24 protein-coding genes and 2 tRNA genes are annotated in these 23,388 nt (G+C 42.7%); 23 read left to right on the forward strand and 3 right to left on the reverse strand.

Annotation, left to right across the window (positions count from 1 at the left end):
* Positions 1-18: 18 nt before the first annotated feature.
* Complete coding sequence (locus PHS46_06080) at positions 19-1,134, reverse strand: polysaccharide biosynthesis tyrosine autokinase (protein ID MDD3906077.1); 1,116 nt, start codon at positions 1,132-1,134, stop codon at positions 19-21.
* Positions 1,135-1,476: 342 nt separating this feature from the next.
* A complete protein-coding gene (locus PHS46_06085) occupies positions 1,477-2,337 on the reverse strand; it encodes a polysaccharide export protein (protein ID MDD3906078.1) in 861 nt (286 codons plus the stop codon).
* 149 nt (positions 2,338-2,486) lie between these two features.
* Here PHS46_06085 and PHS46_06090 point away from each other — a divergent pair.
* From PHS46_06090 to PHS46_06190, 21 genes are all read left to right on the forward strand, one after another.
* A tRNA-Asp gene (locus tag PHS46_06090) sits at positions 2,487-2,563 on the forward strand.
* Between the two features lie 291 nt (positions 2,564-2,854).
* A complete protein-coding gene (locus tag PHS46_06095; GenBank protein ID MDD3906079.1) occupies positions 2,855-6,130 on the forward strand; it encodes a P-loop NTPase fold protein in 3,276 nt (1,091 codons plus the stop codon).
* Between the two features lie 477 nt (positions 6,131-6,607).
* On the forward strand, positions 6,608-8,002 hold the full coding sequence (locus tag PHS46_06100; protein ID MDD3906080.1) for an ATP-binding protein: 1,395 nt from the start codon (positions 6,608-6,610) through the stop codon (positions 8,000-8,002).
* 58 nt (positions 8,003-8,060) lie between these two features.
* Positions 8,061-8,735, forward strand: coding sequence for a transposase (locus PHS46_06105; GenBank protein MDD3906081.1), 675 nt, complete (start codon positions 8,061-8,063; stop codon positions 8,733-8,735).
* 217 nt (positions 8,736-8,952) lie between these two features.
* Positions 8,953-9,258 carry a DUF134 domain-containing protein gene (locus tag PHS46_06110; GenBank protein ID MDD3906082.1) on the forward strand — a complete coding sequence of 102 codons (306 nt, stop codon included), beginning with the start codon at positions 8,953-8,955 and terminating at the stop codon, positions 9,256-9,258.
* Positions 9,255-10,562: a permease gene (locus PHS46_06115; GenBank protein ID MDD3906083.1), complete on the forward strand. Its 1,308-nt coding sequence runs from the start codon at positions 9,255-9,257 to the stop codon at positions 10,560-10,562. Before PHS46_06110 ends, PHS46_06115 begins: the two co-directional genes overlap by 4 nt.
* A gap of 24 nt (positions 10,563-10,586) precedes the next feature.
* Positions 10,587-11,366 carry an arsenite methyltransferase gene (gene arsM / locus PHS46_06120; protein MDD3906084.1) on the forward strand — a complete coding sequence of 260 codons (780 nt, stop codon included), beginning with the start codon at positions 10,587-10,589 and terminating at the stop codon, positions 11,364-11,366.
* A gap of 13 nt (positions 11,367-11,379) precedes the next feature.
* Complete coding sequence (locus tag PHS46_06125) at positions 11,380-11,613, forward strand: thioredoxin family protein (protein ID MDD3906085.1); 234 nt, start codon at positions 11,380-11,382, stop codon at positions 11,611-11,613.
* Positions 11,614-11,629: 16 nt separating this feature from the next.
* Positions 11,630-12,067 (forward strand): nitrophenyl compound nitroreductase subunit ArsF family protein, encoded by a 438-nt coding sequence (locus PHS46_06130; protein ID MDD3906086.1) that lies wholly within the window; start codon positions 11,630-11,632, stop codon positions 12,065-12,067.
* Positions 12,064-12,753 (forward strand): aromatic aminobenezylarsenical efflux permease ArsG family transporter, encoded by a 690-nt coding sequence (locus PHS46_06135; protein ID MDD3906087.1) that lies wholly within the window; start codon positions 12,064-12,066, stop codon positions 12,751-12,753. The genes PHS46_06130 and PHS46_06135 overlap by 4 nt, the downstream gene beginning before the upstream one ends.
* Positions 12,754-12,769: 16 nt before the next feature.
* The gene (arsB, locus tag PHS46_06140) at positions 12,770-13,864 is read left to right on the forward strand and encodes an ACR3 family arsenite efflux transporter (GenBank protein MDD3906088.1); all 1,095 of its coding nucleotides are present in this window, start codon (positions 12,770-12,772) and stop codon (positions 13,862-13,864) included.
* Complete coding sequence (locus PHS46_06145) at positions 13,836-14,201, forward strand: NifB/NifX family molybdenum-iron cluster-binding protein (protein MDD3906089.1); 366 nt, start codon at positions 13,836-13,838, stop codon at positions 14,199-14,201. The genes arsB and PHS46_06145 overlap by 29 nt, the downstream gene beginning before the upstream one ends.
* A gap of 108 nt (positions 14,202-14,309) precedes the next feature.
* Complete coding sequence (locus tag PHS46_06150) at positions 14,310-14,783, forward strand: Spy/CpxP family protein refolding chaperone (protein MDD3906090.1); 474 nt, start codon at positions 14,310-14,312, stop codon at positions 14,781-14,783.
* Between the two features lie 82 nt (positions 14,784-14,865).
* Positions 14,866-15,117, forward strand: a complete 252-nt coding sequence (locus PHS46_06155; protein MDD3906091.1) for a hypothetical protein — start codon at positions 14,866-14,868, stop codon at positions 15,115-15,117.
* Between the two features lie 98 nt (positions 15,118-15,215).
* Positions 15,216-16,592, forward strand: a complete 1,377-nt coding sequence (locus PHS46_06160; protein ID MDD3906092.1) for an SLC13 family permease — start codon at positions 15,216-15,218, stop codon at positions 16,590-16,592.
* On the forward strand, positions 16,589-17,497 hold the full coding sequence (locus tag PHS46_06165) for a class A beta-lactamase-related serine hydrolase (GenBank protein ID MDD3906093.1): 909 nt from the start codon (positions 16,589-16,591) through the stop codon (positions 17,495-17,497). The genes PHS46_06160 and PHS46_06165 overlap by 4 nt, the downstream gene beginning before the upstream one ends.
* A 3-nt stretch (positions 17,498-17,500) precedes the next feature.
* Positions 17,501-17,983, forward strand: coding sequence for a DUF2062 domain-containing protein (locus PHS46_06170; protein ID MDD3906094.1), 483 nt, complete (start codon positions 17,501-17,503; stop codon positions 17,981-17,983).
* Between the two features lie 4 nt (positions 17,984-17,987).
* A complete protein-coding gene (locus tag PHS46_06175) occupies positions 17,988-20,558 on the forward strand; it encodes a cation-translocating P-type ATPase (GenBank protein ID MDD3906095.1) in 2,571 nt (856 codons plus the stop codon).
* A gap of 123 nt (positions 20,559-20,681) precedes the next feature.
* Positions 20,682-21,038: a hypothetical protein gene (locus PHS46_06180; GenBank protein ID MDD3906096.1), complete on the forward strand. Its 357-nt coding sequence runs from the start codon at positions 20,682-20,684 to the stop codon at positions 21,036-21,038.
* Positions 21,039-21,115: 77 nt separating this feature from the next.
* A complete protein-coding gene (locus tag PHS46_06185) occupies positions 21,116-21,436 on the forward strand; it encodes a hypothetical protein (GenBank protein ID MDD3906097.1) in 321 nt (106 codons plus the stop codon).
* Positions 21,437-21,466: 30 nt separating this feature from the next.
* Positions 21,467-21,543, forward strand: a tRNA-Arg gene (locus PHS46_06190).
* Positions 21,544-21,797: 254 nt separating this feature from the next.
* Here PHS46_06190 and PHS46_06195 read toward each other — a convergent pair.
* Entirely contained in the window at positions 21,798-22,268 is a 471-nt protein-coding gene (locus tag PHS46_06195; GenBank protein MDD3906098.1) for a FecR family protein, read from the reverse strand.
* A gap of 238 nt (positions 22,269-22,506) precedes the next feature.
* Between PHS46_06195 and PHS46_06200 the strand changes: the two genes are divergently transcribed.
* Both PHS46_06200 and PHS46_06205 read left to right on the forward strand, forming a co-directional pair.
* Positions 22,507-22,890, forward strand: coding sequence for a septal ring lytic transglycosylase RlpA family protein (locus PHS46_06200; protein MDD3906099.1), 384 nt, complete (start codon positions 22,507-22,509; stop codon positions 22,888-22,890).
* A 176-nt stretch (positions 22,891-23,066) separates the two neighbouring features.
* Positions 23,067-23,387: a hypothetical protein gene (locus PHS46_06205; GenBank protein ID MDD3906100.1), complete on the forward strand. Its 321-nt coding sequence runs from the start codon at positions 23,067-23,069 to the stop codon at positions 23,385-23,387.
* The last annotated feature ends 1 nt before the right edge of the window (position 23,388 follow it).

Genomic DNA, 23,388 nt, shown 5'->3' on the forward strand with positions numbered 1-23,388 from the left:
CGCTTGGGACAGCCGTTATCAGCGTTTCTCATAATAGCCGTATTCTCCAACCCCGTCCATTACCCTATTGACTATTATGCCTGTTATTGTTCCGTGCGATTCTATTATTCTATCTTTCGTTTCACGAATCATACCGACGGAAGTATGCGGGCCATTGACGACAAGCACTATTCCATCGACAGCAGATGAGAGAAGGGAGGTGTCGGCAACGCTGAGCATTGGGGCCGAGTCCAAAAGGATAATGTCGAATCTTGTTTTTAATAATGATATCAAAGAAACGGTCTTTTTCGAGTAAAGCAATTCCGCCGGGTTTACGCAGAAGCCCCCGGTGGAAATCAGGGATATGCCTGGTATTGAAGTGGACCGTATAATGTTGTCTATCGCCGCCTTGTCGGTTAAAAATTCGCTAATGCCGGGTTTTTGAGGAAGGTTGAATATTGTATGGAGGCCTCCGCGGTGCAGATCCATATCTATCAGAAGAACACGTTCGTTCATACGAGCAAAAGTTATCGCTAGATTGGAGGACACAAAGCTTTTACCTTCCCGCGGCATCGTAGAAGTGATAAGAAGGCTTTTTAGTGAACGCTTCTCATGGGTCAAAAAACGTATCGCGGCCGCCGCTACGCGGAACGATTCGGAAACCGCAGACTCGGTATATTTATGACAGACCAATTCTTTATCACAGGCAGAATTCGACCAGATATTGACCGATGGGATATAGCCGAGAAAATGAAAACCGAGATTGCGCGCGTCTGCGGCGGTGAATTTTGTAGATTCGACGAATTCCAGGCCTAATGCCGCCAAAACTCCGAGGAATATCCCTGCCAATAACCCGACGATAAAATCGATGAGGCGTCTTGGGCGTATCGGCTCGCGCGGAGGCCTCGCAAGATCGACAATGCGTATTCGCGAAATCTCTACATCTTCTCTAAAAATACGCCCCGCCCTTAAAGCGGCTTCCTGCGCCGCCATAGTTCGGGCTTTGGTATCTTCTTCGATATAGGCATTGGCAAGCGCGTTGGCAATATTGCTTGCCAATCGCGGATCATTGTTTTCGACGTGTATGAGAACAATGTGACTATTCTTTACAATCTCTATGCTTATTTTTTTTCTTATCTGTTCGATAGGATCCATAGTGTCATTGAAAATATTTTTTTCACCCAACCGTAAATGTTTAAATACCATTTCAGTCAGGGTATACGATTGCAGGATTTTGGCCTGTGTTTCATAATATTGTGTTTCGCTGTAATCCGGTTGATAGACGTCTTGAATATTAGTAATTCTCGGTGGTGTTTTTTCTATAAGAATGCTCGAGGTTGCCATGTAAACAGGCGGTGCAACAAAGATATACAGCGCGGTTGCTATTAATGCGGTCGAAAAAAAGCCAATGGCTATGAGCCATCGCTTTTTCAAAATATGCTTGATATCATCAATTGTCATCTCTTGCGGATATGCCAAGCTAATCCTCGTTTATTATCAGAAAAATGATTCTGGAACAGATATTGTATCATTCGCTTTTAACAGTACGTCTTTTGACTTATTTCCGGTATGCAGAATAGTAGTAATAGGAACAACTATAACGATATTTTTATCGCCGTCTTTTCGTATTATTTTTGTAGCGTCTCCCGCGGCGTATTCGTCGAAACCACCTGCGAGCGCGATTGCCTCGACGGCGGTAAGTCCGGCTTTTAGTTCATAAGCCCCTGGCTTTTTAACCTCACCCAAAACGTATACCTTAGCGTATTCTTTAGTAAAAGGGTTGACTCTCTGGTCTACAAGCACCGATATGGTATCGTTTGGTTTTAATATAATGTCTTTTGATCTGTCGCCGGTCTGCAGGATGGTTGCCACCGGAACGATTATGACGGTATCTTTATCGCCGTCTTTTCGCATAATCTTTGTTTCATCTCCATCGGCGTATTCACCAAAACCACCTGCGAGCGCGATTGCCTCGACGGCGGTAAGTCCGGCTTTTAGTTCATAAGCCCCTGGCTTTTTAACCTCACCCAAAACGTATACCTTAGCGTATTCTTTAATAAAAACGCTGACTTTCGGATCTAAGAAATAACCCTCTTTTAAAAGTCCGACAAGCGTTATTTCTACTTCACGTGCGGTAAATCCGGCAACATCAATATTGCCAAGAGGAGAATAGGTGATAGTACCATCGGCAGCTACGCGAGCCTCTTTACTAAAATCCGGCTCTCCATGCACTTCGATTCTAAGAAGATCGCCTACAGCTATACGATAATCGGAGTTTTGTGCTTCCTGAGCGTATGTGAGCGCGCCCGCAAATACCACTAATAATGCCATAGATAATAAGGCTAAAAATTTTTTCATTTGCACCTCGCTTAGCAAATTTCATTATACAAATATTTTACTCTAATATAACATATAACCACTTGTGCGTCAAGGCACGAAAGAAATGCGTAAAAAAACCTTGCCATATGAAGCCGGGGGTTATATAATAAGGTCGCAAAATTTCTAAAGGGGACGTAGTTCAGCTGGTTAGAACGTCAGATTGTCGATCTGAAGGTCGCGGGTTCGATCCCCGTCGTCCCCGCCAAAATTAAAAAGCTTCTGTTTAAATATCGGCTTTTTAATTTTGCTCCGAAGGTCTGGCGAAAAAATATGCCCATTTTAACCTAAATGCAAATTCATAAAATGGCCAGAATTTTTCGCCGCGCTTAGACCGAGGAGCTACCTTTGGAGTTTTGATAATGCATAGCAGGCCGATATAGATAATCATATAGCAACCCAAGCGGTTGCTTTTTTTATTCTTGGAAGGCATGGCACAAAAATGGCACAGTAAACGGAACCAAGCAGAGTATGGAAAAACTTGCATGGGGAGGAAAAAATGGTTGAAGAAAAATCTTCTAGCACGAGTTACTTATCAGATTCCGCTGTAAATAAATTGACAGAGGATAAGTTTAAGCATGCTGAGATTGCAAAAATAATAAAACAGATAACAATGGAATGTCCTATGCCATTTACTATTGGCCTGTTCGGAAGTTGGGGAACAGGCAAAACTACAATTTCGAACTTTTTTAGAGATATGTTACTAAAAATTGAAAAAATCGCAGTAGTTTATTTCGATGTTTGGAAATACGAGCGAGATTGTTTAAGAAGGCAATTTTTAATTACGTTGGTAGACAGTCTAAAAAAACAAAAAAAGTTAGGTAATAAATTCAAATTAAATAAGGCATTGTTTTTTAATATTGGTACACCGGAAATAAAAATTAAATGGCTAACGTGGTTGATACATGTCAGCATTTATATCATACCGCTAGTATTGATTTTCATAATAAATGTGTATTGTTACAGACAAATGGCAATGACAAACTCTGCCGTTTTTATTTTTACTGTCATTTATCTTCTTGTTTTTCTAAAAATGCTTTACGAGAGCATCAAGACCATTGCCCAATCCATCTCTGTTGAAACGACCACAATCGAGCAAGATCGTTTGAGCGAGCCGGATGAATTTGAAAGTGAATTTGATAGAGTTCTTAAAGAAATGGAAAATGTAGACAGGTTAATCATCGTGATTGATAATCTTGATAGATGCGAACATAGAAAAGCCACAGAGTTATTGTCTACAGTAAAAACTTTTTTAGAGAAAGATAAATGTGTTTATGTAGTTCAGTGTGACGAAAAAGCAATCAAGGATCATCTTAAGAAGGTGTATGAAGAAATCGACCCGGATGAGTATCTAAGGAAATTCTTTAACACCGTTATTAATATTCCCAGTTTTATCAGAAGTGATTTGGATAATTATACAGAGAAATTATTAGGAATAACTAAGATACCCGAATTCAATGCTTCAGAAGTTGGTACAATTATTACAACAGCATTTAGAGAAAATCCTAGAAGAATAAAACAGTTTATAAATATGCTGATTTCTTATCTCCTCTTAGCAAAAGAAAGAGAATCTGAAATATCGAAAAGCTTATTGCCCGAAGGTGTTATAACAAAAAACATTCCATTTTTAACTAAATTTTTAATATTAAGACATAACTGGCCCGATTTTTTTGAAATCGTTAAAGATGATCCTAGCATTCTCGACGAAATTAATTTTTCTTATAGGGACCACAAAATTCAACTAATTGAAAAAATTAAAAATATACTTAACAAAGACCGAAAGCTGGATGATTTTCTTAGAAGTACGCAATTGTATACTACAAAATATCCAAGAGCATTTTTATATTTAAAGCAATCGTCGGAAGAACTCAAAATACCCGAAAGCGAAGATATTAGAATAGCCCTATTAGACGGCAAACAAAGTTTCATCGAAGAAAAATTTAAGATGATAAAAGTGAACAAAGAACTGATAACTGCCTATGAGAAAATAGTTCTGGACCTTCTTGATAATAGCTCCGATCGATTAACGAGGCTTTTCCATATTTTGAATGTCTCAATTAGCGGATCCCGGAAAATTGGTATTAATTTTAGCCAAAATCTCCATAATAAAGCAATTGATATAATTTCTAGCAAACTTGCCGACTATTTCTATCGTTTTGATCCAGAGGATATTTTTATGGTTCTCGACCAATGTTCACCGACATTGAGAAAACCAATAATAAATCGCTGTTCAAAATTATTATCGGAATCAAAATTACCGGGATCGGATGAGCTGTTTGGAACCATTGATCTAAAGAAATATCAAGAGAGTCTAATTCACCAAATCTCATTACATATGTCGTGGTTTGAGGAGGAAAAAAATGATATCCAAAAAACAATAGCTGTTAGTTATACACATGATCTAGAAATCATTGAGCAGCTATGCCAAGATAATAATTTAATCAAATTTTTTATATCGAAAGATGCTCTTGGCAAAATAGTCGATCAGATCTCTGATGCTGAGGTACAAGAAACGAAAGAGGGCGAGAAAATTAAACTAGAGCGAAGAATAAAAATTTTGAAAAGCTGTGATAGTCTGATGAATAACAACATTAAACTCGCACTGATTACTAAACTAGACAATTTATTAAAACTAGTCAATCCTCAACCTTTAACCGAGTCAAAACGCCAGTTTTTAGCATCACTTTCTACTGTTTTAGCCAATTTTAATCTCGACGTAATTAATAACAATAAAGAAATAACTATTTTATCAAAAGATTTATTGAGCGGATATAACGCTGCTGGCTCAGAACAAATAAGAACAGAGTACATAATTCCTTTGATTCTTATCGAAGAAAAAGTCGGGGCAGATATGAAGTCAACTATTAATAGTGTTGTAACCCCGTTTCTTACAAATACCAAGCCAAATTTAATTTCAGAAATAGTTTCCAAATTGACTAATCTAGGCGTAAAAAAGTTCATAGAAGAAAAGTATAAATCAATTTTCTTCATACGCGCATCGCAATATCCAGCAATTTTTGATTCATTGTGGACGAATTATGGCCCAGAATTGAAAGATGCATTGTTTGTAAACATGATAGTGTCTTCGCATTATATGACTGCTATGAATAAAATCAAAAGTGCCAATTATAAGGTTGAAAAACCATCTTTGATTGCTCAAGCTATAATTGAAAAACTCCCCTTGATTAATGCTAATGAAAAAGCCGAATTTTATACCGCTTTATCTGCTTTAAATTGTGGAGATTCGCAGGAAATACTAGAAAAATATATAGTTCAACTTAGGGGCGAATTGATATCTGGTGATATGCAACGAGAGGAAATCGGGTATCGTGCTTTAAAAGAAGGAAAAAATTCAAAAGTTCTTAATTTGGAAACATGCAAAACTATTGTTAACGACTTGATAAATAGTTTGGAAAAAATAGAAATCCTGACTCAAAAAAATACTTTCGCGTTTGATACAGTTATATTTTTATGGAATGATTTGAGCCTTACACACAGAGATAAGTTTGTTACGTTAATCGTTTATAAATTAATTGAAAAAAATGCGGAGATCGAAACAAAAAAAATAGGATTATCCAAATTGGCAGAGTGCAAACCAGCATATAATGATCATGAGTCAAACTTTGATCACTTATTAAGCATCATAGAAAAAATTGCGGACGCAAATAACAAAAAAATAGTAGCTGATGAATTTTTGAAATCTATGCCAACAAAAGAAAAAATGGATAAAAAAGAAGAAACGTTTTGGAATAAAGTCGAGAAAATGACAAAGTGACATTAGGGTTAAGTAATTTGTTTGCGAATCAATATTCAAACTTCAATTCAAACTTCAATTCCAAACTTCTAATTCAATTCCGGGGACACGCAACTTAATTATTAATCTCTTTATTATTGCTGTTATGATTTTTGTATGGCTTGCATAGCTCGTATTGTTGTTCCCGGCATCCCTCATCATGTTACTCAATGAATACAATGCATAATGGGGGACATCTCACACCGCACCTAATATTCCTACGTTTTCCCAGCCAGAATTTTTCGCCTTACTTAGACCGAGATGCTCTGCGATCACGGCCACAAAAGATATTAGTGTTGCTCAGAGATATGTTCATTATGGCAAAGCCTACTTACAGAATAATATGAATAATATTGGGGAGCTGGATAGATATTCAAGTAAAAGGAACGCCCCCCTTGACGATTAGCATACTTTAGAGTATACTACTTTAGAGTATACTAATTGAAAGAGGTGGAAAACATGAAGTTTATCAATCGGGAAATCGAACTTAAAGCATTAAAAGATAAATGGGCAAAAGGCTCATCACAGCTTATCATAATCTATGGGAAGCGCAGAGTTGGCAAGACCGAGCTTATAAAGCAGTTTATTAAAGATAAAGAGTCTGTATATTTTCTCGCCGATAAACGAACATCATTGGAACAGCTTCGAGAGCTTGGCCAGATCATCGGCGATATGTTTAAAGACGATATGTTGAAAAGCCATGGATTTCAAAATTGGCTTGAGGTCTTTAGTTATATAAAGAAACACAAAAAAGGGAAATTCATATTCGCGATAGACGAGTACCCTTACCTTGTTGAAGCCGATAAATCTATAAGTTCGGTATTTCAGAAAGGCTGGGATGAGAGCTTGAAAGATGCCGGCATATTCCTTATCTTGTCCGGTTCAAGTATCAGCATGATGGAGTCCGAAGCCCTAGCATACAAGGCTCCTTTATATGGCAGACGTACGGGGCAGTTCCTGATTAAGCCGCTTCTATTCAAAGAGGCGAGGAAGTTTTTTCCCAAGAAGGATTTTGATGAGTCTTTAGGTGTTTATACTATCACCGGTGGCATCCCTGCTTATATTTTGCAGTGGGATCCGGCGCTTTCCATTGATAATAATATCAAGGAGAAAGTGTTTCTAAATACGGAATTCCTGCATAATGAGGTTGAGTTCATTCTGAAAGAAGAGTTTAGAGAGCCGAAGAATTATCTGTCGATCTTACGGGCTATTTCGTGGGGGAAGAGGAAATTCGGCGAGATCGTGAACGAAACAGGTCTTGAGAAAAATATACTTACCAAGTACCTTATGACGCTTGAGCGGCTTCAGATAACAGAAAAGGAAGTGCCCGTTACTGAAGAGACGCCGCATAAATCTAGAAAAGGGCTATATGCAATAACCGATAATTTCTTTAGGTTTTGGTTTCAGTATGTATTCCCCTATAAGAGTGATCTGGAGATACAAAGATATGATGAGGTTTTAAGAAAAATGCGAGAGAGCTTTAAATTGCTCGAAGCCTGGACGTATGAGGCGGTCTGCCGTCAGATGATAAATGATTTCAGAAACGAGCTATTTACATTTGAGCGTGTTGGGAAATGGTGGGAAAACGAGAAGGAGATTGATCTTGTCGCTCTCAATTCTCAAACAAAGGACATCCTGTTTGGCGAAGTTAAGTGGTCAGAGAAACAGGTCGGTACCAACATCTATACCGAACTAAAAGAAAAAGCAACGTATGTTAATTGGAAGAAGGGATCGCGCAAGGAGCACTATATTCTTTTTAGTAAAAGCGGTTTTACGAAGGATATGGTCGAGCTGGCTAAGAAAGACAACGTTTATCTTATCCATAAAGATAAGCTTATCACGCTGTCCCAGTAATTCCAGGGACACACAACTTAATTATTGACATCTTTATTATTTCTGTTATGATTTTTGTATGGCTCGCATAGCTCGTATTGTTGTTCCCGGTATTCCGCATCATGTCACTCAAAGAGGCAACAGGCGCCAGGACGTATTCTTTTCCGATAACGATCGTACTTTTTATCTGAATCTTTTGCACGCTCACGCGAAACAATGTGGACTGAAAATATGGGCTTATTGCCTTATGGACAATCATATTCACGTGATTGTTGTTCCCCAGCACGAAGACGCTCTTGCCGACGGATTTTCTGAAGTACATCAACGCTATACCCGCATGATAAATTTTCGAGAAAAGTGGAGAGGGTATTTATGGGAAGGTAGATTTAAATCATGCCCTTTGTCCGAGCAACACTTATATGCCGCCATTCGGTATGTGGAGAATAATCCCGTTCGCGCTAAAATAGTCAAACATGCCTGGTTATATCCTTGGTCAAGCGCGCAGGCGCATGCTTTAAAGAAACCCAACACTCTTATCGAATCATGTTTTATTACGGATGATATTAAGGATTGGAAAGCATATTTATCGGATAGCAAAGAGGACAAGGGGCTTATAAAACGGTTAGTATCGAATAGTAATACCGGCAGGCCCTTAGGAGACGAAGTATTCATTAAACATCTTGAGAAAATTACGGGCAGGACGTTGCGAAAACAGAAACCGGGGCCCAGGGAAAATGAAAAGAGTAATAATTAAGTTGTGTGTCCCCGGAATAGGCCCGGAATAGGCCCGGAATAGGCGGAGTTGAAAGAACGCGTAAGGGCTCTCGAGAAAAAATACGGCCTTTCCAACTGATATCCTTGTCGCAGATACTCATTCTACCCCCACGCGGGACTTAATAAAAAATATTGCATAATTACAGAGTAATAGTGTATAATTAGTAATGAACATATGTTCATAACGAGGCGGTAAAATGAGACCAAAAAAAACCAGATGGATAAAATGTGTCCCGGGCGAAAGGTGTTTTAAGCCTATATGCAAACCTTTAAATAAGGTTAAATGCGTGTGTCTGACCCTTGACGAATTTGAAGCGGTAAGGCTCGCGGATCTTGAGGGCTTGAAGCAAGTTGACGCGGCAAAAAGACTTAAGATATCCAGACCTACATTCTCAAGGATTGTATCCTCGGCACGTAACAAGATAGCCGATGGATTAGTAAATATTAAAGCCATAAGGATTGAAGGGGGCTGTTGTAAAGTGATAAGGAGAGATACGCGATGAAAGATTTAAAGAAATTATACTGGCTCGTAGGCATATTCATAGTGATGTATTTTCTGCCACTGGGTAATCCCAAGGTGTCGAATGCCATTTTTGAGGCGTTTAAGCTTCTTCAATGGTATGTCATTAATCATACATTAGCTTGCGTTGTGCCTGCCATGTTCATTGCCGGAGCTATAGCGACATTTTTGTCTCAAGCCTCCGTAATGCGGTATCTTGGCCCAGATGCGAATCGTCCGCTAGCTTATACGGTAGCGTCTATCTCGGGGGTTATACTTGCGGTATGCTCATGCAGCGTGCTTCCGATGTTCGCAGGTATCTATACCATGGGGGCCGGGCTTGGGCCCGCGAGCGCCTTCCTATATTCCGGTCCTGCTATAAATGTTATGGCTGTATTTCTTTCTGCGCGCGTTCTAGGGTTTGATATAGGATTAGCCAGGGTGATAGGCGCGATAGGCTTTGCCTTTATCATAGGTCTTTCCATGGCGTTCATATTCAGAAAGTCGGAACACGTTCGTAACAAAGCGGCTATGGCTATGCCACCCGCATCGCCTCCAACCAGATCCTTATGGAAGACGGGACTTTATTTCTTCTGTATGATAATGTTCCTTGTCTTCAGCGACTGGTATAATACCAACGATGTTACCATTACAATGAAAAATGAAGCGGTGATGAAAGCCAGCGTTCAATACTCTACACAAGATTTTATCGAGGTAAAAGAATATAATCCTGATGGGGTTAGGGTCATAGACGCTGTACGCCTTGACCGTAAAGATATTGCAAAAATAACTCCGGAAGATAATTTTGTAATGCGGGTACACGCTATGAAGTGGTATCTGGCAGGCGCCATGTTACTGGCCATCCTCATTATGCTCAAGAAATGGTTTACTCGTGCGGAGATAAAGGAGTGGATGACTGCGACTTGGGATTTTGGGATGATGATAATCCCGCTATTATTCGGAGGTGTCTTTGTAACAGGCTTTATCGGTGGAATACTTCCGGAGAAAGCGGTAGCGGCTTTTGTGGGAGGCAATGGACTTTTATCTAACCTTGTCGCATCTGTCATAGGCTCGCTCTGGTATTTCGCAACGTTAACTGAGATACCGATCACTGAAATGCTGATGCGCTTAGGAATGGGCAAAGGACCTGCACTTGCGCTTCTATTGGCGGGCCCAGCATTGTCGCTCCCGAGCATTTTAGTCATTAACAAAATATTAAAGTGGCGCAAAACGCTCGTATTCTGTTTACTCGTAATTGGATTCTCAACTATAGTTGGGTACATTTTCGGGATAATGGCTCAAAAATGAAACGGGAGAGGGTATAAAGAAAATATGAAGAGAAAATCGGAAGAAATAAAAAAGATCGTCAAGGATGGTTACGCGAACGCATTGGCGAAAAGCGTATCCTGCTGCTCCAGTCCTTGCTGTTGCGGAACAGATCAGGTAAAAGAGATCAGTAAGAAGATTGGTTACAGCGATTCTGAAATGAACGCTGTCCCCGAAGGCGCGAATTTGGGCTTTGGATGCGGTAATCCTGTTGCGCTCGCATCTTTAAAAGAAGGAGATGTTGTGCTTGATCTGGGTAGCGGTGCAGGATTTGACGCATTTCTATCGGCCGGGCGAGTCGGCAAGACAGGCAGAGTCATCGGCGTAGATATGACTCCGGAGATGCTCGAAAAAGCCCGGGCAAATGCCAGGAAGGGCAATTATGCGAATGTAGAATTCAGGCTTGGTGAGATCGAAAAGTTACCGGTAGATAATGGTTCGGTCGACGTGATCATATCAAACTGTGTTATTAACCTCTCGCCTGATAAAGAGGAAGTATTTAAAGACGCTTACAGGGTCTTGAGATCCGGCGGCAGGCTTATGGTTTCAGATCTGGTGCTTGCCAAAGATCTGCCGAAAGAGCTTAAGGAGTCAGTTGAGGCGTACGTAGGCTGCCTTGCAGGAGCTATTAAGAAAGACGAATATTTAAATTTTATTTCATTAGCAGGATTTCAGGATATCAAGGTGATCAGTGAATCGAGTTATCCGGTTGATGCTATGTTCGATAATCTTAAGGGTGCTCAAGACGCGATAGTTAGCGTAAAAGTTTCTGCTGTAAAAGTATAAATGGAGGCGCGCAATGAAGATCGAGATCTTAGGAGTCGGCTGTCCGAAATGCAAACAGTTTACCGCTAATGCTGAAGCAGCGGTGAAGGAGTTAAATATTCAGGCCGAAATAGGCAAGGTCACCGATATCGTCAAAATTACAGAATATGGGGTCATGATGACTCCGGCGTTAGCGATTGACGGTACTGTTGTATCTGTGGGTAAGGTATTAAGCAAGGACGATATTAAAAAGATTATCTCAAAATAAGCACAATGAGGAAAAGGTGAAAAAATTATTTCTAGTTCTTCTGGCGGTTGCCGCGCTAAGTAGTAGCGGCATAATTTTTTCTTCGATAGCCGAAGCAGGAGGTAATGCCAAAGGCACGCAACTTATTGCATATTATTTTCATGGAGACATGCGCTGTCCCACCTGCCATAAATTGGAGCAGTATTCTAAGGAAGCGATAGAGACTAATTTTAAAGATGCGGTAGCTTCTGGAAAACTAGAGTATAAAGTCGTCAACGTAGAGGATAAGGACAACGAACACTATACTGGCGATTATAAGCTTTATACAAAATCACTTATCCTGTCGCTGGTTAAAGACGGTAAGGAAATTAAATGGAAGAATATGGATAAGATCTGGGAGTATGTCGGCAATAAAAATAGATTTCTAGATTACGTGAAGAGCGCCGTCGCTGACTTATTAAAGGAAGCCGAATGACAGAGATATTAATAGGGTTTGCATCGGCATTATGGCTGGGGATTCTGACTTCCATCAGCCCGTGTCCTTTAGCCAGTAATGTGGCCGCTATTTCTTTTCTATCCAAAAAAATAGCTCATCCGGCGCTTGTGTTCATCTCGGGGTTGGCGTATACGCTAGGACGTATGGCTTCGTATGCGGTATTAGGATGGATTATTATTCACTCTCTTTTGAGTGTCCCGCAGGTTGCTCAATTCTTACAGAAATACATGGGCAAGGCTTTGGGGCCCATTCTGATTCTCACCGGCCTCATCCTGCTTGAAGTAATACCACTTCGCTTGCCTGGGTTGTCGTTATCGCAAAAACATCATAATAAACTTGCTGAGTCTGGCGCACCGGGTGCCTTTTTGCTTGGTTTTATTTTTGCGCTGGCGTTTTGTCCTATTTCTGCCGCGCTATACTTCGGGAGCCTTATTCCTTTAGCTATTAACAGTAAAAGCGGTATCGTATTGCCTTTTATTTACGGAATTGGCACAGGCTTACCGGTTCTTGTATTCGCTGTTGCCATAGCCTTGGGCGTGACATCCTTGAGCCATTGGTTTAATAAGATCACGAGGCTCGAATACTATACTAGGAAGATCACCGGAATCATATTCATTCTTGTTGGCCTATACTATACGGGGATATATATTTTCAGATTATTTTAAGGTGAAGGAGAATAATGTGAGCGAAGGCATAGTTAAAAAGTTATCTTTCCTGGATAGATTTCTGACTCTATGGATATTTTTAGCAATGGGTGTTGGTGTATTATCAGGATATTTCTATCCGCAGATCGTGGGGTTTTGGAATAAATTTCAGATAGGGACGACTAATATTCCGATCGCGATAGGTCTGATTCTTATGATGTATCCGCCTTTAGCAAAGGTTAAATATGAAGAGATGGAAGATGTTTTCCGTAACACAAGAGTGCTTGGGCTTTCGCTTATCCAGAACTGGGTAATTGGCCCGATTCTTATGTTTATTCTCGCGGTTGTATTTTTGCGTGGATATCCTGAATATATGGCAGGGCTGATCATGATTGGGCTTGCGCGATGCATTGCTATGGTTATTGTGTGGAACGAGCTGGCAAAGGGTGATACCGAATACTGCGCAGGCCTGGTGGCATTTAATTCCGTTTTTCAAGTGTTATTTTATTCCGTGTATGCGTGGGTTTTTATTACGGTCTTACCAGCATGGCTTGGGCTTAAAGGAGCGGTAGTACGAATTACCATTGGGCAGATTGCCTGGAGTGTGTTTATTTATTTAGGGATACCGTTTCTTGCCGGGATCATCAGCCGTTTTGGCCTGATTAAGCTTAAGGGTAAGGAATGGTATGAGAGGAAGTTTATTCCACGCATAAGTCCAATAACCCTGATTGCGCTTCTTTTTACCATCGTGGTTATGTTTTCACTTAAAGGAGAGTACATCGTCAAGATTCCGCTTGATGTGGTACGCATAGCGATACCGCTTGTTATCTATTTCATAGTCATGTTTCTGGTGTCTTTCTATATGGGCAGGCGAGCAGGGGCAGATTACTCAAAAACGGCTACACTTTCATTTACAGCGGCCAGCAACAATTTTGAGCTTGCCATTGCGGTAGCGGTTGCTGTTTTTGGCATTAATTCAGGTGCCGCGTTTGCCGCTGTAATAGGTCCTTTGGTAGAAGTGCCCGTGCTCATAAGCCTGGTTAACGTCTCACTTTATTTTAAACGGAGATATTTTAATCATTTGCTACGAAAGGAGCATAGAAATGAGAATATGTATACCAACAGAAAATAAGGAAGGGTTAAATGCCAAGGTTCATGGGCATTTCGGTAGTGCACCATATTTTACCATTATTGACACAGAGAAAGATTCCATAGAAGTCATTAGTAATACCAACCAGCATCACTCGCACGGGGCATGTCAGCCAATGAACGAATTAATAGGCAAGAAGGTTGACGCTGTGGTTACCGGTGGAATGGGAGGCCGGGCAGTGCAAAAGCTTAATGAGGGCGGGATCAAGGCTTATCGGGCTATCCCGGGAACAGTTACAGATATCATCAGTCAGTTTACTAAGGGTGGGCTTGAGGAAATAACTGTGCAGAATGCCTGCGCGCAGCACGGCTGTCACTAATGTGAATGAAATAGACAGATTGATTAGGTTTTGTGCATCGGTTGCAAGATATTGTATTTTGGTCAAAGTGTGATATACTTGCGCGATAGAATAACATAGGAGGGGTGTATGAATATCGGTAAGTTCAAGGTTGCAGGGTTTTTTGTTTTTACCGCATTGGTCTTATCGGCGGGCGTTATATGCGCGGAGTCAACCGTTGATAAGACTACCGTACAGGAAAGTATGGCGGCGGTCGGCGTAGAAAGCAAAAAACCGGATATTTATAAAGATCTTAATTTAACGGAAGCGCAAAAGAAAGCGCTGGACGCCAGCAGGAATAAGTATAGAGAGGAAATGAAAAAAGCGCTCGGCGAGGTAAGGGTAAAAAAAGCGGCCATGTACCAGGAGCTTTACAAGGAAAAGTTGGACACGAACAAGATAAAGCAGATAAATAATGACTTGAAAAAACTCGAGGCTCAAGTGCTCGATTACCGGCTCCAAAGTGTGCTGGACTTAAGAAAGATATTGTCCCCGGAGCAGTTCAGCAAACTTAATGCCAGAGTGGCGAATATCATGGAGAACAGGCGGAAGAGTAAGAAGTAACACGCGAAAGCACTTCGATTTGCATTTTTTAGAATCGTAGTGTATCTTTATATATGTTGTATAGCATAAGAAAGGGGGCAGTATGAGGTATTTTATGGTTTTGATAGCGGTTGTGGCTCTTTTGGCGTTTGCCGTGCCGGCCAGCGCGGAGACTTGTTTTAATGAAATGAGTAAGTGCATCCAGACTTTTGGTAAAGGATGCTGTGGCACATGTGGCGCGACTAAGACAGAATGCGCCAAGACATGCCCGAAGAGCGTAGTAGCGGTAGACGCTTTGGGTAATGACGTGTCGCTCGTTACCGATAATTCAGGGAAATCACAGTTAGGAATATAAACCATTCCTAATAAAGGTTAGTTATGATGTAGGGCACCTTTAAAGGTGCCCTACATTGTTATTGGATAATTTGATATAAGAGTATATAATAACAAAATATGACAAAAAAATTCCTTATCCTCATAGCTATAGCGTTATCTTTAGGCCTGGCGGCTGTAAAGATCGGATTGAATTGTCAACAATCACTGGCGGTGTCGATATTCTCCGCGTCTATACTGGGCACGCTTTTCTTCTGGGATTTCCGTCTCAGTTTTGCTTTTATCGGCACATCACTTCTCCTGGCAACCAGGACCATAGATATCGAACATCTCGTAAGGTTTGCCTCCCTCGACGTTATTTTGTTTTTAGTCTGTATGATGGTGCTTGTGGGAATGCTGAAAGAGGCCAATTTTTTTAATATAATCTCCCACCTTCTTCTCGGGATAAAGCGCCTTAATTCTTTCAAGTTTATTATAATACTTTCGGCCGTTTCGGCTGTGATGGCCGCAATGGTCGATGAAGTTACATCGATAATATTTATGATCGTAGCCGTGCTGGAGATATGCGATCGGCTCGAAATAGACCCGGTGCCGTATCTAATAACATCCGTTCTCGCTACCAATATAGGTTCTTCCGCGACAGTCTTGGGCAATCCAATCGGCATATTGATAGCCACGAGATCCGGGTTGACATTCGAGGATTTTATAATAAAAGCCGCCCCATTGGCGGCGGTGTGCCTTATGGTGACGATCGCGATCTGTCTTGTCTGGTACAGGAAATCCTTCGCGCAATTCGATAAGAACATCCGGCGTTTTACGGAGGCCAGGATCGCTTCCATGGAAAAGCCGATGGTTTTCACTAAAGACCTTAAGATAGGTTTAGCGATATTCGGCGCAACGATCCTTGCAATAGCGCTTCATCACCGTCTCGAGCTTTTGTGGGGGCTCGGGGCAAATACCATACTTATCGCCGCGCCTCTTATTTCCTGCGGCGGAGTTTTTATCTGGAAACGTAAGAATGCCAGAAAACACGTCGAGCGGGATGTAGAATGGTGGACGCTACTTTTCTTCATGCTTCTTTTCGCTCAGGCGGGTACGCTCCAATATACCGGCGCTACGGATGAACTGGCAAAACGGCTCGCGGGAATGGTTGGGAATAGCCAGACATTTCTTACGGGCGTGATATTATGGATATCGGCCATAGGTTCCAGTATTCTGGACAATGTGGTTTTAGTAGCGGCTTTTATTCCGGTAATCCAGGGTTTTAAAGACATAGCTACGCAATCTTTCTGGTGGGCGCTTCTCTTCGGGGGGTGCCTCGGCGGCAATATAACACTTGTCGGCTCAACAGCCAACATAGTAGCCCTCGGCATGTTGGAAAAAGAGAAGAATATACGGATCACCTTCCTGCGATGGTTCGGCATCGGACTGACGGTGGGCTTATCAACCACTATAGTGGTCTGGCTCGCTCTCACATTTCTGCCTTTTTATAGATGAAAAAAATCATCATCTTTTTATTCATTGCCTTAGCTATAACCGCGCTCGTATTTTCATACGACCGTTTTCAGAAAATATCGGCGGAGCGCGCCCGGATAATTGCGAAACGTGCCGTTGCGTGGGAGCGGTTGAAGCATAATATAAACAGACAAACCCGGGGATATAAAGGCACAGCGGCTATAGTGATACAGGATATTAAGACCGGATGGCGGATAGAGTCTTGTGAATACAAAGTAATGCCGTCGGCAAGCCTGGTCAAGATACCCGTAATGATGGCGTATTTCAGCGCGGAAAAAGAAGGCAGGCTAAGTTTTGATGATATAATAATATTAAGAAGGGCCGATAAGACCGACGGCTCCGGGAAGTTGAAAGATATGGTGGCCGGGTCGAAACACAGGATACGGGACCTTATCTATCTGATGATAACCGAGAGCGATAATACGGCCGCTAATATTCTGATAAACCGTTTGGGGCTTGAAGAGCTTAACGGTTATTTTGCGAAGCTCGGTCTTAAAAATACCAACCTATCGCGCAGAATGATGGATTTTAAATCACGCAGGGCGGGTATAGAAAATTATACAACCGCTTCCGACATGGCGTATCTTTTGGAAAAACTGTATCGCGGCAAGTTTATAGACAAAGATATTTCGAATAAATGCCTGGCGCTTTTGGCGGAGCAGAAAGTAAACGACAGGATACCTAAAAAATTACCGCCTGCCACTACGGTCGCTCACAAGACCGGACTGGAGAACGGCATATGCCACGACGTTGGTATCGTCTATACACCCAAAGGTGATTTTATAATATGTGTCCTGACAAAACATAAATACACTACGGCCAGGCCTACAAAAAGGCTGATATCGCAACTGTCGCTTCTTACGTATAACTATTACAGCGGATTATGATGCATGAGAAAACGGAATGTATTTGATGCTATAACCGGTTTTTTCAGGCTTATATACGAGAAGCTTGTAAAGATCGACGACACCCCGCAGAAAATAGCTTCCGGGTTCGGCATTGGCGTTTTTGCCGGTGTATTGCCGATGGCCGGGCCCATAGCGGCCGTATTCCTGGCGGTACTTTTCAAGGTTAATCGCGCCGCCGCACTTTTGGCCGCTCTTATAACCAATACATGGATAAGTTTCGTAATATTTTTATTTTCCGTTAAAATAGGCGCTTTTATTTTTGGCGTCGACGGCTCGGCCATACAACTACAATGGGCGGAGCTTTTAAAAGATTTTCATCTATCGGGATTATTTAAATTATCGGCTATGAGGATCGCTCTTCCCGTTATAACAGGGTATCTCGTTATGGCGCTATTTTCTGCGGGAACGGCTTATGTTATGATTCTTACGGTGATGAAGTTTATTAAAAATAACGGAAAGTCCTAAAAATATGCCGTTGCCGCAAATAGAATTAAAAAATATCAAAGGCCTCTCGGAATCGGAAGTAGCCGCGCGCTTACAGCGCGACGGTTATAATGAATTGCCGCTCGGAAATACACGCAGTATGTTCGCGATAGCCTTAAGCGTATTTAAGGAGCCGATGTTCCTGCTTCTGGTAGCGTGCGGAGCTATATATTTTATACTGGGCGAGATGCAGGATGCGGTGATGCTTTTGGGATTTGTCTTTGTGATAATGGGTATCACGATATATCAGGAAGGCAAATCCGAAAGGGCCCTGGAGGCCCTGAGGGATCTTTCCAGCCCGCGCGCGCTCGTTGTAAGGGATGGCGCGCAGAAGAGGATACCCGGCAGAGAAGTGGTAAAGGACGATATTATAATAATAAGGGAAGGCGACAGGGTGCCGGCGGATGCGGTTATGCTATGGGGTATAAATATTGCCGCGGATGAGTCGATACTATCCGGCGAGTCTGTGCCGGTTCGGAAAGCGGCGGTTAATGGCGCGGAACCGAAATTTGGACGGCCGGGAGGAGACGACACTCCGTTCCTTTACTCGGGGAGCCTTATCACGCGCGGGCAGGCTCTGGCAAGAGTGGCGTTGATAGGCGCTGACACGGAGATGGGCAGGATCGGTAAGGCGATAGAGGAGATAGCGGAAGAGCCGACCGCCCTGCAGAAGGAGACGGGCAGGTTAGTCAAAGTAATATTTACTATAGCTCTATTCCTTTGCCTGGCAGTAGTCATGGTTTACGGTTTTACTCGCGGCAACTGGCTTGACGCGGCATTATCCGGCATAACTTTAGCCATGGCGATGTTGCCGGAGGAGTTTCCGGTGGTGCTTACCATATTTTTGGCGCTCGGCGCATGGCGCATATCCAAAAAGAATGTTTTGACCAGAAAAGCCTCGGCTGTAGAGATGTTGGGCGCCGCGACGATTCTATGTGTGGACAAGACAGGCACTCTGACCCAGAACAAAATGTCGATAAAGGAATTGTTTAACGGTAAAGAGTTTTATGATATCGTCCCCGGCCGTCAGGCGCCGCTACCCGAATCTTTCCATGAGGTCGTCGAATACGGAATACTCGCAAGCAAGAAAGACCCTTTCGATCCGATGGAAAAAGCGCTCGAAGAGTTGGGGCACACAACCCTTTATAATACAGAACATATACACAATGACTGGCCTCTCGTAGAAGAATATCCTCTATCGAAGGAGATGATGGCCTTATCCCATGTCTGGGAAACGCCGGATAGGAAAGGCTTTGTCGTTTCTACCAAAGGCGCGCCGGAGGCGATACAGGAACTATGCCATTTAGATGAGAACGAAAGAAAAGAGGTATCCGCCGCGATTGACAGGATGGCCGGCATCGGTTTGCGTGTATTGGGTGTGGCTAAAGCCTCGTTTGATAAAGCGACACTACCGTCATCGCAACATGACTTCGATTTCAAATTCATAGGTCTTATAGGCCTGGCCGATCCTATACGCTCCAGCGTTCCTCTGGCTATACAGGAATGCTACGGCGCCGGCATCAGGGTGGTGATGATAACCGGTGATTATCCGACCACCGCCCAGAATATCGCCAGAGAGATAGGGCTTAAAAATCCCGAAGCTGTTATAACCGGGCCGGAACTCGAAAGAATGGGGAAGGATCAGTTGCGGGAAAAATGCGCAGGCGTGAATATATTTTCCAGAGTCCAGCCGGAACAAAAATTATTGATCGTCAATGCCCTGAAGGCCGCCGGCGAGATGGTTGCTATGACAGGCGACGGAGTCAATGACGCGCCTGCCATAAAGTCGGCGGCGATAGGTATTGCGATGGGGGGCCGAGGCACGGACGTTGCCAGGGAGGCCTCCGATATAGTGCTGTTGGACGACGATTTTTCGTCTATAGTCGAGGCGGTGCGTCTCGGTAGGCGCATATTTGACAATCTTAAGAAGGCGATGGCGTATATAATAAGCGTTCATATCCCGATAGCGGGCGCCGCCATAATTCCGGTTATCATGGGCTGGCCGATAATATTATATCCGGCTCATATAGTTTTTCTGGAGCTGATTATAGACCCGGCCTGTTCGATAGTATTCGAATCGGAACCGGCTGAGAAGAACGTGATGAATCGGCCACCCAGAAATCCAAAAGGCGCGTTATTCGGGGAAAAGTTACTCGCATTAAGCCTGCTCCAGGGATTGTCATCTCTGGCGGCAGTGATAGCCGTATTCCTGCTCGCCTTGCGTTTTGGCCAGACGGAAGGCGGCGCCCGTGCGCTCGCATTCACAACGCTTATTATATCCAACCTGTGCCTTATACTGACGAACCGGTCGTGGACCAGAGGCATAATATCCGTATTTTCGGTTTCGAACAAGGCGCTAACCGGCGTTATTATCGGCGCCGTCGGCTTTCTTTTAATGGTAATATACATTCCGTTTTTACAGAACATGTTCCATTTTGGGCAGATACATTCGGAAGACATGGTAATATGCTTTGCCGCCGGAGTATGGAGCATTTTATGGTTCGAGCTTTTGAAGTGGGCCTTCAGAAAGATGCATATAGACCTTATGGAGGCATGACGCATTTTATACTTGTTATAATTACGCCCCGAGAGTATAATGACGTTGAGTTTACCGGGTTTGGGGTCCGGGTGAAAGCAGTCGTATAATACATACGGCTGTAAAAAAAGGAGAGGTAGAAAGATGAGGAAAGTAGCATTGGTATTGATCGCGATCGCGTTTGCATCCGGAGCGGCTTTTGCTCAGGATCAGGCCGCGGCTCCGGCGAAAACGGAGACACCGGCACAGCAGGCTAAGGCAGTGGTGGGGAAACTGGTTAATGTTACAGTAGCTGAGCCGGCAAAAGGCATAGCCAACGGCACAGTTACCATAACGGATGATACCGGTAAGGCCGTCGAGTTTACGGTAACCCAGAGCACGAAAGTCCTTGATGCCACTTTGAATGCCATTACTTTGAACCAGCTCAAGATAGGGGAAAAAGTAAAGGTAAAATCAAAAGAAGGCACAAAAGAGGCCGCCGCTATAAAAGTAGCGGAGTAGTTTTTAAGACAACGCAAAACGGCGGACATCCGAGTATTCGAACCCCAAGATGTCCGCCTTTTTGTCGAGGTGAATTTATGGCAACGTATGAAGATTTCAGGAAGATAGAACTGAAGATAGCGAAGATCAAAGAGGTGAATGATCATCCTAATGCCGACCGTTTGTATGTTATTATAGTTGAGGTGGGCGATAAAACTAAGCAGATAGTTGCCGGCATCAGGAATTCATATAAGAAAGAAGATTTAATAGGACGGCAGGTCGTGCTTGTAGATAATCTGGATCCTGCGATATTGCGCGGAGTCGAAAGCCAGGGCATGTTATTAGCCGCGTCCGATGAAAAAGGTATCGCTATCATTACCTCCGACAGGGAAATGGTGTCGGGAAGCGTGGTGAAGTAGAGAATAAGAATTTGCACTGCAAATTTTCTAGCGCCTGTAGCTCAGTTGGATAGAGTATCTGGCTACGAACCAGGTGGTCGCAGGTTCGAATCCTGCCAGGCGCGCCAGTTTTCGCCCGTGTAACACTATAGCGAAAACGCCCCGAAGCATATGTGGAAATTATCTAAGATAATTTCCACATGTTTATGCAAGGGGCAAGGGCGTGATTTCCTTTAGGAAATTTTATGGTCCTGGAGTCTAAGATGCATCGATTTTGCTATGAGTTTTCTTCAAGCAAAATCGATGGACTCCAAAAATATCTCAGATCCTATCATCTAAGATAATTTCCACATGTTTATGCAAGGGGCAAGTGCGTGATTTCCTATTTCACCGCGTCAACTTTGACGGAAAATTTGGTGCCGCGCACACCGACTACCGAGGTGGGAGTTTTTACTTCGAACTTCGATTCCGGCGTATCGAGTTTTTCCGCTTTTATAAGAATCTGTCCTATAGCAAGGTCGAGGAGTGTTTTATTTGTGCCAGTCGTCGCTTCGTGCGCCAGTGTGGTAAATGACAGGAGCGATTTTTCATCCATGTCCACAATCGCGGCTTGATGAGTAGCGCCATCTACCGTAAGTACCGCTCTACCTCCCAAACCCGTTTTAATAAACGACCCTTCGGTTAAGACGTCTCCAATCTTTGCATTTTCCCACGTCCCAGGCCCACCATGTTTTATCATAACCTCTCCACCCAATTTACTGACGATGACCGAGCGCTTTATTTCTTCGGAAAAACAATTGTATGTAAAAAGACAAAGCGCGAGCACCGCGCATAAAATTTTTGATATTTTCATATTGGTCACCTTGGACTAAATATACCGGATAAAACCGGCAAAGTCAAGTTAACCGTTCGACCTCGGAGGTCGAACGATGGTTAAAAATAAAAAAGGAGGATAAGGGGGTGGTTGTATTTCGTTGAATATATGATAAACTTAACATGAAAAGATAGAATGCAGACATCCGATGGCCATAACGAAGTCATTGGATATTTTTTGGGCAGTTAATAAAAACTTTTAACATGACGGTGAGCCCATGAGAATCGCGAAAGTTTTAAAAATCGGCATTCTGATCTTATTAGTGGTGGCTCTGGCTGGTTATGCATGGCCCGGGTTAGTTATAAGTGAAGGCGTGGCAAGCTATTATTCATACGAATGCGCCAGATTGCCGATGGCAAACGGGAAACCGTTCGATCCGGAAAACAGAACATGCGCCAGCTGGTTCTACGATTTTGGCACGGTACTGATAGTGAAAAGCCTTGATACGGGTTTGTCTACGGAAGTTGTGGTTACTGATAGAGGGCCTAATAAGCGGCTCGTAAGAGAAGGAAGGATAATCGACCTCTCCAAAAGGGCATTCCAGGATATCTGCAGGTTGGAAAAAGGGCTCACCAGAGTTGCTATTATCGTTAAAGAATGAAAAATATTCAGATCGACATATTTAAAAAATTAATCCCTCAGCAGAAATTCCTGGACTTAAATATCAAAATTCCACCCCGGGGTGGAATTTTACTTTGACTTACGCTTGAGATATGGTGTAAAATACCTTATTAAAATAAAGAAGTTTCTTCGTTTCGCTTGAGGAGGGGGTACCGAATGCTGGATATAGGTTTGGCCAATATTACGATGTTCTTTGTGATAATAGGAATATGCCTGATTTTCATCATTACGTGGATAATCAAGTCCGAAGCCAGGATAAATGTTTGCAAAGATGAAATAAAGAAATTAAAAACTAGCCTTGATTCTTCCGAGCGCGAGAGGTTTGTCCTTTCCGAGAAAATCGTAAATCTCGAATCCGGTCGTTCTTCCGATAAGCTTGGCGAGGCCGAAGCGCTTAAAGCGGAAAACGATGCCCTTAAGCGGGAATTAGCCGCCGCGAAATCATCGTTGGAAGAGGTCTATAAGGCGTTAAGTTAAT

It is taken from the genome of Candidatus Omnitrophota bacterium (assembly GCA_028699255.1).
Classification (GTDB): Bacteria; Omnitrophota; Gorgyraeia; order 2-01-FULL-45-10; family 2-01-FULL-45-10; genus FEN-1322.